We start from the raw sequence: 13,373 nt of genomic DNA, 5'->3' as shown, positions 1-13,373 counted from the left end.
CTCTGAGGGCTGTCGTACGCCCGCCCCGTCTCCCTGCTGGGTGCGTCCTCGCCTCTGCCCGTATCGTGCGGGTGCGGGCAGAGGCGAGCCGGGCGGGGGCGACTGGGTGATGGTGGTGCCGGGCCGCGCCCCTGTTTACAGGGTGCCGGTCAGGCGGTCGGTGAGCAGGCGGGTGAAGCGGGCCGGATCGGGCAGGTCGCCGCCTTCGGCGAGCAGCGCGCTGCCGTAGATCAGCTCGGCGGTGTCCGCCAGCTTGGGGTCGTCGGCGTTCGCGGCGTGTGCCGTGCGCAGTGCGGTGATCAGCGGATGCGTGGGGTTGAGTTCCAGGATCCGCTTGACGGTCGGCAGTTCCTGTCCCATCGCCCGGTACATCTTCTCCAGGGTCGGCGTGACGTCGTGGGCGTCGCCGACGATGCACGCTGCCGAGGTCGTCAGACGTGACGACAGGCGGACCTGCTTGACCTGCTCGGACAGGGTGGTGGTCAGCCACGGCAGCAGGGCGGCGAAGTCCTGCTCGCGCTGGGCCTTGTCGGCATCGGCCTCCTGGCTGTCCTCGGCGGATCCTTCGAGGTCGACCTGGCCCTTGGCGATGGACTGGAGCGGGTGGCCGTCGAAGGACCGGACCTGGTCGACCCAGACCTCGTCGACGGGGTCGGTGAGGATCAGGACCTCGTACCCCTTGGCGGTGAAGGCCTCCATGTGCGGGGAGTTCTCCACCATGGCGCGGGTCTCACCAGTGAGGTAGTAGATGGTCTCCTGGCCGTCCTTCATGCGCTCGACGTACTGGCGCAGTGTGGTGGGCTTCTCCGGGTCGTGGGTGGAGGCGGCCGAGACCAGCTCCAGGAGGGCCTCGGTGTTGTCCGTGTCCTCCAGCAGACCCTCCTTCAGGGCACGGCCGAACTGCGACCACACCTTGGCGTAGCGCTCGGCGTCCTTGGTCTGCATGGTCTTGATGGCGCCGAGGACCTTCTTGACCAGGCGTCGGCGCACGCCGCGGATCTGGCGGTCGTGCTGGAGGATCTCGCGGGAGACGTTCAGGGACAGGTCGTGGGCGTCGACGACACCCTTGACGAAGCGGAGGTAGTGGGGCATGAGCGCTTCGCAGTCGTCCATGATGAACACCCGCTTGACGTACAGCTGCACGCCGCGCTTGGTCTCGCGCGAGAACAGGTCGAAGGGCGCCTGCGAGGGGATGAACAGCAGCGCCTCGTACTCGAAGGTGCCCTCGGCGCGCATGTGGATCGTCTCGGCCGGGGGCAGCCAGTCGTGGCTGATCTGCTGGTAGAACTCGTTGTACTCGTCCTCGGTCACCTCGCTGCGCGACCGGGCCCACAGCGCCTTCATCGAGTTGAGCGTGTCGACTTCGCGGGAGGACGCGCCGTCGGTGCCGGTGCGCTCGGTGGCCATCCGGATCGGCCAGCGGATGAAGTCGGAGTACTGCTTGACGATCTGACGGATCTTCGACTCGGACAGGTAGTCGGCCAGCCCGTCCTCGCTGTCGGCGGGCTTGAGGTGCAGGGTGACGGCGGTACCCACCGGCAGGCCGTCGACTTCCTCGATGGTGTAGACGCCCTCACCGCTGGACCGCCACTGGGTGCCCGAGTCGGTGCCGGCCCGCCGGGTGTGCACGGTGACTTCGTCGGCGACCATGAACGCCGAGTAGAACCCGACGCCGAACTGGCCGATCAGGTTCTCGGCGGTGGCGGCGTCCTTGGACTCCTTGATCTTCTCCAGCAGCTCGGCGGTGCCGGACTTGGCGATGGTGCCGATCAGCTCCACGAGATCGTCCCGGCTCATGCCGATGCCGTTGTCACGGACGGTCAGCGTACGGGCGTCCCGGTCGACCTCCAACGAGATGTGCAGGTCGGTGGTGTCGATCTCGCCGAGGCTGGAGTCCGTCAGCGATTCCAGCCGGAGTTTGTCCAGCGCGTCGGAGGCGTTCGAGATCAGCTCGCGCAGGAAGATGTCCTTGTTCGAGTAGATCGAGTGGATCACCAGTCGGAGCAACTGGCGTGTCTCGGCCTGGAATTCCCGTGTCTCGGCGCTGCTGCCCATGCGGGTCTCTTTCTGTGTGAACGTCATGACGGTCGTGAAGGTCATGAACGGTACGGACGGTGTGAGCGGTCGGGCTGGGCCGAGGGGGACCGTGGTCGCCTGGGCACGGTCGGGTCGGACCGGCCCGCCGCCGATTCATGTGGTCGTGGACAGTGCGGGAGGCATCGTCACCTCCCGTCGCCATGGGTCAGCCGGTCATCCAGACGGGCCAGACGGGTGACGAGGTCGGTGTGGCGGGTGTCGAGGTGCGGGCGCATGGCGATCAACGGCGCGATGAGCTCGGCCGCGTCGGTGGCGCCGAGGGCGGTGTCCAGGGCGGCCTGGGCCGAGCGTGCTTCGGGTGCGAGGTGAGTGAGGGAGGAGATCTGTCCGGCGAGGCGGCGCAGGTCGGCGGCGTTGCGGCGGGCCCAGGCGGCGGTGGTGCGGTCGGCGGCACGGGCCTGGCGGGTGGCTGTCACACGCTGTTCGCCGGTGGTCCCGGCCGGGCCGGGACGGCCGCGCAGGTAGCGGCGCTCGGCTGCCTGGCGGCTGGCGACGCCGAGAGGCGGGGCGAGGTCGGCCCAGCTGGCGCCCGCGTCGCGGGCGGTTTCGATCAGGCCGGTCTCCCATCCGGCGAGCTGCTCGCGCACCTGCCGCAGCAGCATCAGGGAGGCCAGCGCCTGCTCGGGCTCCGGCCCGGCAGGGTCGGGGGACTCATGACGGGCGTCGCGCAGGGCGGCGTCTATGGCGGCCAGGGCAACGGCGGCGGCGAGAAAGGACGCCGGGCTCTGGGCGTCGGAGCCGGTCGTGGACGGCTGGTCGGCTGCGGTCATGGGCACCTCCCTCGGGCTGTCATCTCATCGATGACATTGTACGTGTCGTCTTTAGGATGACATGCCCCACGGTAGCAGTGAAGCACTGGCGGCAAGCGCTGATCCTGCTAGGGGTGTTTTCACCGCGTTGACGCGGACTGACATCTTCCGTGGATGGAGCTGTCCGAGCGGCCACTGGAGGTCTTCTCCCGCCAGATCGCGCTCGCCGACGCCCACGATTTCGAGCACATCAACGCCGATTGCGACGCGGGCGTGCTCACCGGGCCAGTGCCCTGTATCCCCCGAAGTGGCCGTCTGCCGCCTGCTGGGAGTCGGATCGCCGTCAGCGGGGTTGGTGGGGGGAAAGCCGATATTGGGGGGATCCCCCCACGGGGCTCGGCGACGCGCCTTCAAGCATCGCTCGCGCGTTGCGCAGGATCCCACCCAGCCGAATCTACGCCAGGTCCACCCCGTCTCGGCGCTGGCCGAGGCAGGTGAGCGTTGTCCCGAGCTGACCTGGCAGCCCAGGACCTCGCCAGCGAGGTAGGCCTCACGGAACTCCCCAGCGACCTGGAGAAAGCCGCCACGACCCTCGGAATCATGATTGCCCGTCAGCCCGGGGACCTGGAACTCTCCGGGATACTCCTACGCCGCGACGGACAACTCGCCATCGGCCTCAACCCGCAATGTATGTCCGCCAGCCAGCGGTTCGCGCTCGCCCACCTCATCGGCCACGCCCACCTCCACCGCAGCCGCAATCTGATCCTCGGCATCGCCGACCGCACCGCCCACGGCCCCCTCGCCTGCCTGCCCACCGACCGTGAAGAGGCCGAGACCAATCGGTTCCCCGGCGCGCTCCTGATCCCGGAGACCGCCGTGCGCCCGCCGAGACCCAGTTCGAGACGGCCACCCAGCTCGCCGCCACCTTTGCCCGCCAGCTCAACGTCAGCGAAATGGTGATGGGCTACCGACTCCTCACCCTCGGGATCACCGGCGACAATTGACCGGAACAGGACACAGCCTCATGGCCAACGTCCTCCCCACGGGCGGCCGTGAATGGATGCACCCGCGCCCCAGAACCCCGACAGAGCGCCACGACCACGCCCCGGCCCGCTACCGTGACCCGGGCACCGGCATCGCGCTCGCCCCTGGCTGATGGCTCCAGCCGCGCGCCTGTTGCTGCAGACGTGCAACAGCGCCTCCGACCGCGGGTCGGGGGCGCTTCGCTGTGTCCGGGGCCGGTCACTCGCGCGGGCGACATCGCGTTACGAATCGGCAACACCAGCCCCACTGGCAGCCGTTCGGTACTGGACTAAGCGGCCTCCACACCAAGGGGCACGCCATGCAGCGCACCACCATCCTCGCCATCGCAGTCCTGCTCGCCGCCACCGGATGCAGCAGCAGCGACGACAAGCCCGATAGCGAGCCGAATGCCGCCACGTCGACCGCGTCCAGCCCCGCTAAGGCCAGAGACGCTGGCGTGGTCTTCACCAGCCTTGCCGCGAAGATCCCGACTGCCAAGCGCGGCGCTACCGTCACGGCCGAGAACGACCCGAACCACCTCCTCGGCAGGCCCGGCCAGTACACGTCAAAGATCACGTTCACGGACACGAGAATCAAGAAGGCCGATACCGAAGGCCTTGACGCCGGCGACGTCAGCCGCGGCGGCGCCATCGAGACCTTCACCACGCCCGACGAAGCCCAAGCCCGGACCAAGTACATCCAGACCGTCATTAAGGGCATGCCGGCACTGGCCGAGTACGACTACGTCCACGGCGCCAGCGTCATCCGTGTCAGCCACCTCCTCACCCCAGCGCAGGCGGGGGAGTACCAGAAGGTTGCCGGGGGACTGCCGTAGTCGCGGGCGTTACGGCGCGTGGCCCTCAATGGAGTGCCGGTGCAGCGTTTGTTTCACCGTAGGCCCACCGCCCGAGCCCTCCACCGCGCCGCCATCTACCGAGCCGGACAGGGCGCACTTGCTGCCGCGATCCGTGCCTTCCAACGCGCCCTCACCGTCCGCGAGCAACTGCTGGGCGGGGACCACCCCGACACGTTGTCCTCGCGCAACAGCCTCGCGTACGCGTACGGGTCAGCGGGGGACTTGGGCCGGGCGACCGCGCTGTACGAACGGACCCTGGCGGACTGCGAGCGCGGACGTTCGTTGAGCAGGTCGCCCAGCTCAGCGAGCGGTACCGCCGCTCCAGCCTCGGACTGAAGCAGTGGCAGCATGCGGTTGCGGTCGAGCTGGGTGGTCGTGCCGGTCAACGGCTTTGCCGACGGCTGCGGTTGAAGGCGGGCCGGACGCGGTTGCTGGGCCTGCTCACGGAGCCGGCCGTGCCCGAGCAGGCGCCGCGCGTGCTCGGTGTCGAGGACTTCGTCTTCCGCAAGGGGAAGCGGTACGGCACCGTGCTGGCCGACGTCGAAACCGGCCGCGTCGTCGACGTCCTGTCCGACCGCGAGGGCGACACCTTCGCCGCCTGGCGCACCGCGCATCGCGGCGCCGAGATCATTTGCAGAGACCGTGCCACCGCTTACAGCAAAGCGATCAAGGAAGCCGCACCGGACGCCCTGGAGGTCGCAGACCGCCGGCACCTGCCGCAGAACCTCGGCAACCGGCCGTGGAGAAGACTTGCCATCAACACCGCTCCTGCCTGCGGAAACACGCCGAGGAGGAGACGGCGGCGCCCCTGGCGGCGACCATCACGATCACCGAGTTGCCGCCCGCCGAACTGCCCCGCACCCAGATCATGGAGCGGACCCGACAGCGTCACGCTGACATCTGCCGGCTCGTGAACGCCGGCTGGACCATCAGCGCCATCGCCCGCCGCCTCCACCTGGACCGCAAGACCGTACGCCGCTTCCGCGACACCGACCTCGATATACGGCAAGGCCGAGCCGGTCCGAGCCGACATCCCCAGCCCGCGGAAGATCACCTCGTGGATCATGTGCCGTCGGGAAGACCTCAGCACGAAAGACGCCGAACGACCCCTCCAAGTCCGGCTCGCCTGCCCGGACATCATCCGGGTCTGCGACCTGGCCCGCACCTTCCACGACCTGGTCACATACCGCCGCGGGCACCTGCTGATGGACTGGATCCGCCAGGCCGAACAGGACGCTCCCGTACCGGTTCGCGGCTTCGGCGGCTTCCTCCGCCAGGACCTCGACGCCGTCACCGCCGGCCTCACCCCGGAATGGAGCTCCGGCGTCGTCGAAGGCAATGTGAGCAGAGTGAAAACTATCAAGCGGAGCATGTACAACCGGGCATCCTTCCGACTCCTCCGGATCCGCATCCTCACCCGGCCATGAGCTTCACGGAACTGCGGCCAGAACCAGATTCAATGAGTGCCATCACCCGGCCGATGTGAATGTCGTCGAGAAGGCCATGTGGGTGCTGCTGGGGGTGACGGCGGGCTGGGTCTTCGCCCCGGACGTGACCTCCAGATGTGCCCCACCTCGTCGCCCTGGTCCGCTCCGGCGCCAAGTCCGCCGACGGCGTCTTGGTCGAACGCTCGATGGCTGCACGGCTGCCTGACTGGTGAGGTCCTATGCTGCGGGGATGATCAAGCCCATTGAACTCGTCATATTCGACTGCGACGGCGTGCTGGTCGACAGTGAACGCATCGCCGCACGCGTGCAGGTCGCCCTGGGAGCCGAGTTGGGCTGGCCGCTGACCGAGGACGAGGTCGTGGACCGGTTCATCGGGCGCTCACACGCTGCCATCCGCAACCAGGTCGCAGCTCAGCTCGGTGAGGACACAGCCGCGACCTGGTCGGAGAGGTTTGAGCAGCTTCACCGCGAGGCCGTGGACGCCGAGCTCTCCCCGGTCGAGGGCCTGCCAGAGGCCCTTGACGCACTTACCCTGCCGACCTGCGTCGCCTCCAGCGGCTCCCACGACAAGATGCGGCACACCCTCGGCCGTACCGGACTCTACGAACGCTTCGCGGGTCGCATCTTCAGCGCAACTGAGGTCTCTCGCGGCAAGCCCGCCCCGGACCTGTTCCTGCACGCAGCCCGACAGATGGGCGTCGATCCCGCAAGCTGCGTGGTGATCGAGGACAGCCAGCCCGGAGTCCGCGCTGCCCGCGCCGCCGGCATGCGATCTTTCTGCTATGCAGGCGGGCTCACCCCGGCTGAAAGACTTGAAGGCCCCAACACCACCGTCTTCTCTGACATGCGCAAACTGCCGATACTCATCGCGGAGCAGTAGCCACCTGAACCGTCCCATCCACAAAAATTGACCATTGCTCCCGCCAGCACCCCCAGCGCGTATATCCCGTACGGCGCCACTGAGACAGAAGCCAAACGACTGCTCTCGTTTGGGTTCGCTGAGTAAACGCCTCGATTGGATGAGAACACGGGGGTCACCGGTCAGATCGGCATCGCGAAGCGTCGGCAGACGTGGACGCGGGCGAACTGGTCGCGGAGTTGCTCCTCGTCGGCAAGGCTGGCGTGCAGGAAGGCCATGACGGGCCGCAGGTCGGGACGGGGCTCGATGATCGTGCGGCCAGGTTCGTGCGGGTCGGCGCGGTAGTTGGCGTGGACGTGCAGGTAGTGGTCGCTCTCGGTGAAGCCCATCGCCCGATACCAGGCCAGTGTGTCCGGGTCGTCCCGCGTCCAGGCGTTCAGTGTGACGGCTCCGGCAGCTCGGGCCCGCTCGCGGGTCTGCTCAAGCAGGCGGCGTCCCAGGCCCCGGTGCTGGAGATCGGGGTGAACGGCGCCGGTGTCGATGGTCGCCAGCTCGCCTTCGATGATGGTGTCCGTGATCCCGACCACGGTGCCGTGGTCGTCCACCGCGATCAGTTCCAGGCCCGGCGGTTCGATGGCCGGCTTGGCGCGGTCTACGTCATCGAAGTAGGCGGTGCTCAGGAAGGACAGCACCCGGCAGCGCAGCCACCAGGGCTCGTCAGCGGGCGTGTAGTCACGGACGGTGTAGCTCAAGGTCATGATCCTCTGCAAGAGTGGCGGTGTTCTGACGGCAGCTGCAGAGTTGAGAGATCACGGAGTCGAACTTGTCCGGTCCATGACGGCTCGGCAAGTGAGTTATCCCCGTTCAGACGGGCTCGGGCACCGCTTATGCGGGCAGCGTCCGTGGTGCCAGGAGTGGCCTGCGGCTGACCCGGCAGGGGAACCACACAGGTCGACAGCCCCTTCAGGTCCCATCGCGGCCGAGCTGCCCGAGCTGCCGCACCGACCGCCGCCACCGCGTCGGCCGCCCGCGGCCGGCCCGGCGACGGCAGCACCGGATCCTCCGCGAGAGCCACAAGCACCATCGTGAACGGGGAACGGATCGCCTCCGCGTACTCGGTGAGCCGGCGGACTGGCTTCGTTCACTTCAAGCGGCTCTGGCTCAACTCCTGTGACGCGGTCGCGCTGAGCAACAGTCGGGCCCTTTCGTGCCGTACGCAAAGTCGCCCGAAAATGGTCCGTGGAACAAGGCGGCTGGGCCGAGATGGACGACCGCTGGAACGAAGGCTCCGCCAACGCGTGGAAGCTGTGGGAAGAGGTCGTGCCGCTCGGCTACAAGGGCAGCTATCAGCGCGTCCGTGCCTACCTGAGGGAAAAGCCCACGTGACCACGACCGGTGACCGCCCGGCCGCCCTCACCCCGCGCCGTCGCCGGATGGATCCTCCGGCACCCCCCGACGCCCTCGCCGAGTCCGAACAGATCCAGCTCAAGACGGTCCGGACCGACTGCCCGGAGATCGACGCCCTCACCTGCCATGCCCGGTCCTCCGCGACCATGCTCACCGGCCGACAGGGCGAGCGGCTGCCGGGCTGGCTCGACGCCGTCCGACAGGACGATCTGCTCAGCCTCCATACCCTCGCCGCAGGCATCGACCGCGGCCGTGATGCCGTCATCGCCGCTTCACCTGCCCTGGAACTCGGGTCCTGTCGAAGGCCATGTCAACCGGATCAAGATACTCAAGCGCCAGATGTTCGGCCGTGCAGGTTTTGCCCTGCTCCGCAAACGTGTCCTGCTGTCCTGAGTGTGCTGGGAGGTTCGGCTACAGGCCAATCACGCGATGCGTGGGCAGAGCGCATGCTGCGGTGCCTCCTGGCATGCGATGACGATTGTTTGCGACGAGTCGATACGCACTGTGGGCAGCCCACCGCATGGGGGGCAGCATGAGCAACGCACCCGCCAGCGACCACCCTCCGCCCGCGCTCATCAGTGCCTTCGCAACAGCCTGGGCGCCTCCATACACCACGCCTAGGGGGGTTACCCACAGAACTTCATGCTCGGCTCGCGTTGAGGCGACACCAAGAGCCTGCAAGTCCGCGAACTGCCAAGGAATGGTCTCGCAACGAGGCTGCAGACGTCGCTCAGCGAACCGCACTGACGTAGAGCAAAAGCCGCAATCGCCATCAAAAACGAGTACAGGCTGATTCCGCATGATCGCATCATGCCGCGCTTACCGCAGGGTGGTCGCTCCGCCGACGAATAAGGGCCACGGAGCGTCATCAAGCACGGAAGCTCTGCCAGAACCGGGCCCGGCTCTGGCTCCATTTCCGTGATCGCGTAGTCGTGAGTGACTCCGGCTGGCCGGGCAGCGAGGATCGATTTCGGGCGCTGCCTAGTGTGGTCTGTAGAGGGAGATCAAGACAGCGACGCCTGCCACGACGGCAAGGGCGAGGGGCCCGAGGACGAGACCGGCCACGGTAGGAGTCAGCCGGTCCCGGAACCGCTTCGAGGGCCGGGTCCGTGCGGCCGGGTCCGTACTCAGCTCCCACCAGTCGATGACCCGTTGGAACTGCTCGTCGAAATCGGGAGCGGGATGCGTGTCGCTGCGAGAGAGCCCGGGCAACGAACGGCGCCGGCCGCTCAACAGGAACATGCGGACCGCGTACGTCGGCGAACCCTGGCTCTGGGTCTCGCGCACATCAATCCACTGGATCTCGCGCCAGGGGTAGGTGCGGCCGTGCCCAAGGCCCCAGCAGATGGTTATCCCCTCGGGCGTGACTCTGCTCCAGCTCCGGGACGACAGCAGGACGAACGGGGCGAGGAGGGCGATGGTCCCGCCCGTCAGCCACCAAAACCCCACCCGGGGGAGCGTGACGAACGCGGCCGCCCCCTCGACCCCCAGGAGGACAAGTCCCAGTACCACGGCCAACTTTGCCGGGTGTCTCCGGCTCCCCGATGGAAAGTGCAGTTCGATCATGCCCGGACACTACGCCTTCGGCCGAGGCCGTGAAACGGCCGGGGCTGGGCGCCGGGGTCCGCAGAGCCAACGGTGGTTCCGGCTTGTCAGAGGTCCGGCGGCGGGCGCCGGCGGACCGGCCCTTGAAGGTGATCTCAAGGGCGTGAGGAGCGGCCGCTCAGCGCTGCGACCAGCGTTTGCCCACCTCCCGCGCCACTGCCTGACTCGAAGACCACGTCCACGCACTGCGGACGCTGGGCAGAGTTCCGCGAACCAAGGTCCGCTACGACAACCTCAAGGCGGCCGTCGCCCGCGTGCTTGGGCTGAGCGGGCCGGTGGATTGCATTCCAGTCGCACTACGGCGTCAAGAGCTTCTACTGCCGCCCAGGCATCGAAGGCGCCCACGAGAAGAACGGCGTCGAGGGGCAGTTCGGCTACTTCCGCTGCAATCACTTCGTTCCGGTCCCCGACGCCTCCTCGCGCGCTGAGCTGAACGAGAAGGGTCGAGCGTGGGGACCGGCAGGACGACGCCCGCCGGATCGGCTCCAGGTCCCGGACCATCGCCGAGGACTTCGCGCTCGAACGGCCGCTGCTGATGCCTCTGCCAGAGGAGCCGTGCGAGACCGGAAGGCTGTTCACCCCTCGGGTCGATCGCAACGAGCAGATCCCGACCCGCACGAACCGCTACTCGGTCCCCATCCGGCTGATCGGCAAGCGGGTCAGGGTCATCCTTCACGCCTCTCACCTCGTGGTTTACGACCATAACGTGGAAGTGGCGCGGCACGAGTGGCTGATCGCCAAAGGCGCCGTCCGTCTCGAACTGGACCACTACCTGGAGGTCCTGGTCCGCAAACCGGGCACCTTCCCCGGCTCGACCGGCTCTCGAACAGGCCCGCTCGGCGGGCAAGGGAGCGCCGCACGGGCGATGCCTGGCCCTGGCACGACGACGCCGACCGCACCGCCAAGAGACTCGGCACCTACGTGCACCCGTGGACGATGTTCGGTACTGGCAACGTGGCCGTTCACGCCGTCAGCATCTCCGCGGACCTGCACACCCCCGGTACTGCGGTGCAGCCCCTCGCGGACACCCACCCGGAGACGATCCCGTCCCTGGAGCGGCGCAGCCGACTGTTCCTGAACGCCGCCAAGGCCGAGCACCAGCGGCGCGAGCCGTCAGGGGCGCTGACCTACCTGCGCCTGGCCTACGACACGTCACCCGAGGCGGTGCGCTACGTCCCCTCCGGCCGCGCGCTCGCGGCCGACCTGGCGCGTACCGCGACGGGCGCTCTCTCCTACACCGCGCACCGCCTGGCCGACGACATCACGGGCGTCGCCGCCTGAACACCGGGTGACCCCTTGCGGGGGACAGCAGGGGGGACAGGCTGTCCCCCCTGGGCACCGGGGACAGGCTGTCCCCGCTCGGGCGAGTAGGGCGTCCTACGGTCGGCGTATGCCGATGAGGACGAGGACGCCGCCCATGACACCCACGGAGCGCCAGGTACACGACGCTGAGGAGCACACGGCCACGGCAGCCGGGATGGCTGCCGCCGCAGCGCTGCGGGAGGCCCTGGCGCGCGTCGGGATCACGCTCCCATCCGTACGCGGGAGCACCCCCGTTGCCGGTACGGCATTCGTAGAACTCGGCGGCACAGCGGCCGGCACCGCGACCCGTCTCGCGGAGATCGTGCACGCAGCCGCCGACGCCCGGCCGGACCTGCGCACCCCCCGCCCCGTAGCCCCGGCAGGCGGCAAGAGGCCGCACCAGACAGACACCCGCGACCGAACGTCACCACGGTCGCGGCCACCAACAAAGGCGCACGGCCAACGAGGGCGCACGCTGCGCCTGCGAAGGGACGGCGTGAGGGCGTGGAGTACGCAGTGGACACCGCGAACAATGATCGGATCGGGGTGTTGGAGGGACGCTTCGAGGGGAGTGTGTACTTGCGGCCGCCTGGTGGCGGGAGGCAGTGGGCGACGGCGCCGGATGCCCTGCGCCCCGCGCGCCCGGAGGAGCTGGTGCGGGCCCGGGTCCTGAACACCCCTGTGGCCCCCGTGCGGGGGTGGCGCTGATGTGGGCACCGCCGGTGGGAGTGCCCCCGGTGCCGAGGCCCGGACCGAGGCCGGTGCCGGTGCCGGAGTACGGCCCAGCGGTCACGTGCGCGCTGGACCCGGCATACGGCCTGGAGCCGGTCGGCGCGCCCGGGTGCGCTCTGTGCGACGCGTGGATGGCGACCCGCGAGGCAGCCCGGGAGGACCGCGCCCACCAGGAGATCCGGGAGGCGACCGCCGAGCTCACCCGCCACCCCGACCACCACACGTGGCCACGAGAGCAGGCGTTGCGGTGAGTGTCAGGAGCACGGTGCGGGGGTGGTCTACCGGTTGCTGCGCCACCCGGGCAGCGAGGTGACCATGACGGCCCGCTGCATGTCCGGCGACGGCTGCTGGTGGGAGCTTGCCGCGACCACGGACCTGGATGCTGCGGGTGTCGAGATCCTGGAGCACACCGCCGCGACGGGCCACGGCATCTTCTCGCGCAGGGTCGAGGACATGGCGGTAGTCGTCCTGGCGAAGCGTGAGGAGCAGGCCCGCCGGGTGGAGGCGAACGGTTTGGAGCAGGCCGCGCAGGAGCGGAGGGACGACATCGAGGCGGAGCACGGCCGGGCCCGACAGTGACGCTGTACGGTCCGCGCCCCGGCTCCCGCTTCCTGGTCTGGTCACGCCGCAGGGGTGCGTGCTCCGTCCCGGCCAGAGAGTGAGGCAAGAGCCCCCGTTCTGGTGCATGGTGTGAGGTCCTTCCGCCGGAACGGGGGCCACCCCGCCCTGGGGGTGCAGTGGGGACTCATGCCCCCGCCGCGGGGTGGGCGATTTCGGCACAACTTCGTGTGTGAACACCGAAGGAGGCCCACTATGGGTGTCGGACGGGTCGCGTGATCGTGTTGTGGGCTCGGGTTCCGCTGTGTGGGGTAACGCCCCTCTTGTGGGGGATTTTCCCTTAGGGGTGGGTGAGAGACGCTTGGTCAGCCGGGGGCGGGCTTCTCCGGATCAGCGGTCCCTTCGAGAGAAAAGTAGGACTGATCATGCGTGTATTGAGGCGTTCGGCAAGGATCGCGGCCGTCACTGGTGCGGCGGTGCTGATGGTGGTGACGGGTATGGCCATGTCCGCCCAGGCAGCGGAAGGGACGTTCTTTTACACACGCGCCGATACGGGAAGCGAGACCTTCCTCGGCTCGACGCCGAACGGCCCGTGCCTTTCCATCCCGGGCGGTGCCCGCCAGGCGACCAACGACACCGACACGGATGCCCGCCTGTACACGAACAGCAGTTGCACGTCGTCCAGCAGGTTCCTCGGATCCCGGCAATCGGACGACTACGCGGCCCCGTACCCGACG

At 68.5% G+C, this 13,373-nt stretch carries 16 protein-coding genes and 1 pseudogene; 12 read left to right on the top strand and 5 right to left on the bottom strand.

The features are described 5' to 3' along the window. Positions 1–135: 135 nt before the first annotated feature. Positions 136–2,055: a molecular chaperone HtpG gene (gene htpG, locus ABZ404_RS31050; RefSeq protein ID WP_358832959.1), complete on the bottom strand. Its 1,920-nt coding sequence runs from the start codon at positions 2,053–2,055 to the stop codon at positions 136–138. Positions 2,056–2,222: 167 nt separating this feature from the next. Beyond that, entirely contained in the window at positions 2,223–2,867 is a 645-nt protein-coding gene (locus ABZ404_RS31045; RefSeq protein ID WP_358991116.1) for a type III effector protein, read from the bottom strand. A 127-nt stretch (positions 2,868–2,994) separates the two neighbouring features. On the opposite strand from ABZ404_RS31045, the pseudogene ABZ404_RS31040 reads away from it, so the two are divergent. The 7 genes and pseudogenes from ABZ404_RS31040 to ABZ404_RS31010 all read left to right on the top strand — a co-directional run. Then, positions 2,995–3,140 (top strand): annotated as a pseudogene (locus tag ABZ404_RS31040) (Hsp20 family protein); the annotation flags it as partial. A 207-nt stretch (positions 3,141–3,347) separates the two neighbouring features. Further along, positions 3,348–3,806: an ImmA/IrrE family metallo-endopeptidase gene (locus ABZ404_RS31035; RefSeq protein WP_358836285.1), complete on the top strand. Its 459-nt coding sequence runs from the start codon at positions 3,348–3,350 to the stop codon at positions 3,804–3,806. A gap of 382 nt (positions 3,807–4,188) precedes the next feature. Next, positions 4,189–4,704 (top strand): hypothetical protein, encoded by a 516-nt coding sequence (locus ABZ404_RS31030; protein ID WP_358836286.1) that lies wholly within the window; start codon positions 4,189–4,191, stop codon positions 4,702–4,704. A gap of 18 nt (positions 4,705–4,722) precedes the next feature. After that, positions 4,723–5,061 carry a tetratricopeptide repeat protein gene (locus tag ABZ404_RS31025; RefSeq protein WP_358991113.1) on the top strand — a complete coding sequence of 113 codons (339 nt, stop codon included), beginning with the start codon at positions 4,723–4,725 and terminating at the stop codon, positions 5,059–5,061. Positions 5,062–5,180: 119 nt separating this feature from the next. Beyond that, complete coding sequence (locus ABZ404_RS31020) at positions 5,181–5,639, top strand: transposase (RefSeq protein WP_358836288.1); 459 nt, start codon at positions 5,181–5,183, stop codon at positions 5,637–5,639. A gap of 150 nt (positions 5,640–5,789) precedes the next feature. After that, positions 5,790–6,152, top strand: a complete 363-nt coding sequence (locus ABZ404_RS31015) for a transposase (protein ID WP_358836289.1) — start codon at positions 5,790–5,792, stop codon at positions 6,150–6,152. 250 nt (positions 6,153–6,402) lie between these two features. Further along, the gene (locus ABZ404_RS31010) at positions 6,403–7,053 is read left to right on the top strand and encodes an HAD family hydrolase (protein ID WP_358836290.1); all 651 of its coding nucleotides are present in this window, start codon (positions 6,403–6,405) and stop codon (positions 7,051–7,053) included. A gap of 161 nt (positions 7,054–7,214) precedes the next feature. On the opposite strand, the gene ABZ404_RS31005 is transcribed toward ABZ404_RS31010, so the two are convergent. Beyond that, the gene (locus tag ABZ404_RS31005; RefSeq protein WP_358991110.1) at positions 7,215–7,790 is read right to left on the bottom strand and encodes a GNAT family N-acetyltransferase; all 576 of its coding nucleotides are present in this window, start codon (positions 7,788–7,790) and stop codon (positions 7,215–7,217) included. A gap of 505 nt (positions 7,791–8,295) precedes the next feature. Here ABZ404_RS31005 and ABZ404_RS31000 point away from each other — a divergent pair. Further along, entirely contained in the window at positions 8,296–8,418 is a 123-nt protein-coding gene (locus ABZ404_RS31000) for a hypothetical protein (protein WP_358836292.1), read from the top strand. 432 nt (positions 8,419–8,850) lie between these two features. Here ABZ404_RS31000 and ABZ404_RS30995 read toward each other — a convergent pair whose 3' ends face one another. Together ABZ404_RS30995 and ABZ404_RS30990 are read right to left on the bottom strand one after the other, a co-directional pair. Continuing rightward, positions 8,851–9,240 carry a DUF393 domain-containing protein gene (locus ABZ404_RS30995; protein ID WP_358836293.1) on the bottom strand — a complete coding sequence of 130 codons (390 nt, stop codon included), beginning with the start codon at positions 9,238–9,240 and terminating at the stop codon, positions 8,851–8,853. Between the two features lie 180 nt (positions 9,241–9,420). Then, positions 9,421–10,005 carry a hypothetical protein gene (locus tag ABZ404_RS30990; protein ID WP_358836294.1) on the bottom strand — a complete coding sequence of 195 codons (585 nt, stop codon included), beginning with the start codon at positions 10,003–10,005 and terminating at the stop codon, positions 9,421–9,423. Positions 10,006–10,998: 993 nt separating this feature from the next. Between ABZ404_RS30990 and ABZ404_RS30985 the strand changes: the two genes are divergently transcribed. The 4 genes from ABZ404_RS30985 to ABZ404_RS30970 form a co-directional block, all read left to right on the top strand. Continuing rightward, complete coding sequence (locus tag ABZ404_RS30985; protein ID WP_358836295.1) at positions 10,999–11,325, top strand: hypothetical protein; 327 nt, start codon at positions 10,999–11,001, stop codon at positions 11,323–11,325. Between the two features lie 758 nt (positions 11,326–12,083). Continuing rightward, the gene (locus ABZ404_RS30980; RefSeq protein WP_358836296.1) at positions 12,084–12,329 is read left to right on the top strand and encodes a hypothetical protein; all 246 of its coding nucleotides are present in this window, start codon (positions 12,084–12,086) and stop codon (positions 12,327–12,329) included. A gap of 22 nt (positions 12,330–12,351) precedes the next feature. Next, complete coding sequence (locus ABZ404_RS30975) at positions 12,352–12,657, top strand: hypothetical protein (RefSeq protein WP_358836297.1); 306 nt, start codon at positions 12,352–12,354, stop codon at positions 12,655–12,657. A 404-nt stretch (positions 12,658–13,061) separates the two neighbouring features. After that, on the top strand, positions 13,062–13,373 hold a 312-nt coding region (locus ABZ404_RS30970), incomplete at its 3' end, for a hypothetical protein (RefSeq protein ID WP_358836298.1).

The sequence above is a fragment of the Streptomyces sp. NPDC005878 genome (genome assembly GCF_040629815.1).
Taxonomy (GTDB): Bacteria; Actinomycetota; Actinomycetes; order Streptomycetales; family Streptomycetaceae; genus Streptomyces.
The sequence above is the reverse complement of the archived record's forward strand: the minus strand, read 5'-3'. Positions and strand labels throughout refer to the sequence as shown.

Bases quoted from the DNA above. Each gene is read 5' to 3' on its own strand.
- ABZ404_RS31030 (WP_358836286.1), top strand. From the start codon at position 4,189: ATGCAGCGCACCACCATCCTCGCCATCGCAGTCCTGCTCGCCGCCACC.
- ABZ404_RS31045 (WP_358991116.1), bottom strand. From the start codon at position 2,867: ATGACCGCAGCCGACCAGCCGTCCACGACCGGCTCCGACGCCCAGAGC.
- ABZ404_RS30995 (WP_358836293.1), bottom strand. From the start codon at position 9,240: ATGCGGAATCAGCCTGTACTCGTTTTTGATGGCGATTGCGGCTTTTGC.
- htpG (WP_358832959.1), bottom strand. From the start codon at position 2,055: ATGGGCAGCAGCGCCGAGACACGGGAATTCCAGGCCGAGACACGCCAG.
- ABZ404_RS31015 (WP_358836289.1), top strand. From the start codon at position 5,790: ATGTGCCGTCGGGAAGACCTCAGCACGAAAGACGCCGAACGACCCCTC.
- ABZ404_RS31005 (WP_358991110.1), bottom strand. From the start codon at position 7,790: ATGACCTTGAGCTACACCGTCCGTGACTACACGCCCGCTGACGAGCCC.
- ABZ404_RS31000 (WP_358836292.1), top strand. From the start codon at position 8,296: ATGGACGACCGCTGGAACGAAGGCTCCGCCAACGCGTGGAAGCTGTGG.
- ABZ404_RS30990 (WP_358836294.1), bottom strand. From the start codon at position 10,005: ATGATCGAACTGCACTTTCCATCGGGGAGCCGGAGACACCCGGCAAAG.
- ABZ404_RS31010 (WP_358836290.1), top strand. From the start codon at position 6,403: ATGATCAAGCCCATTGAACTCGTCATATTCGACTGCGACGGCGTGCTG.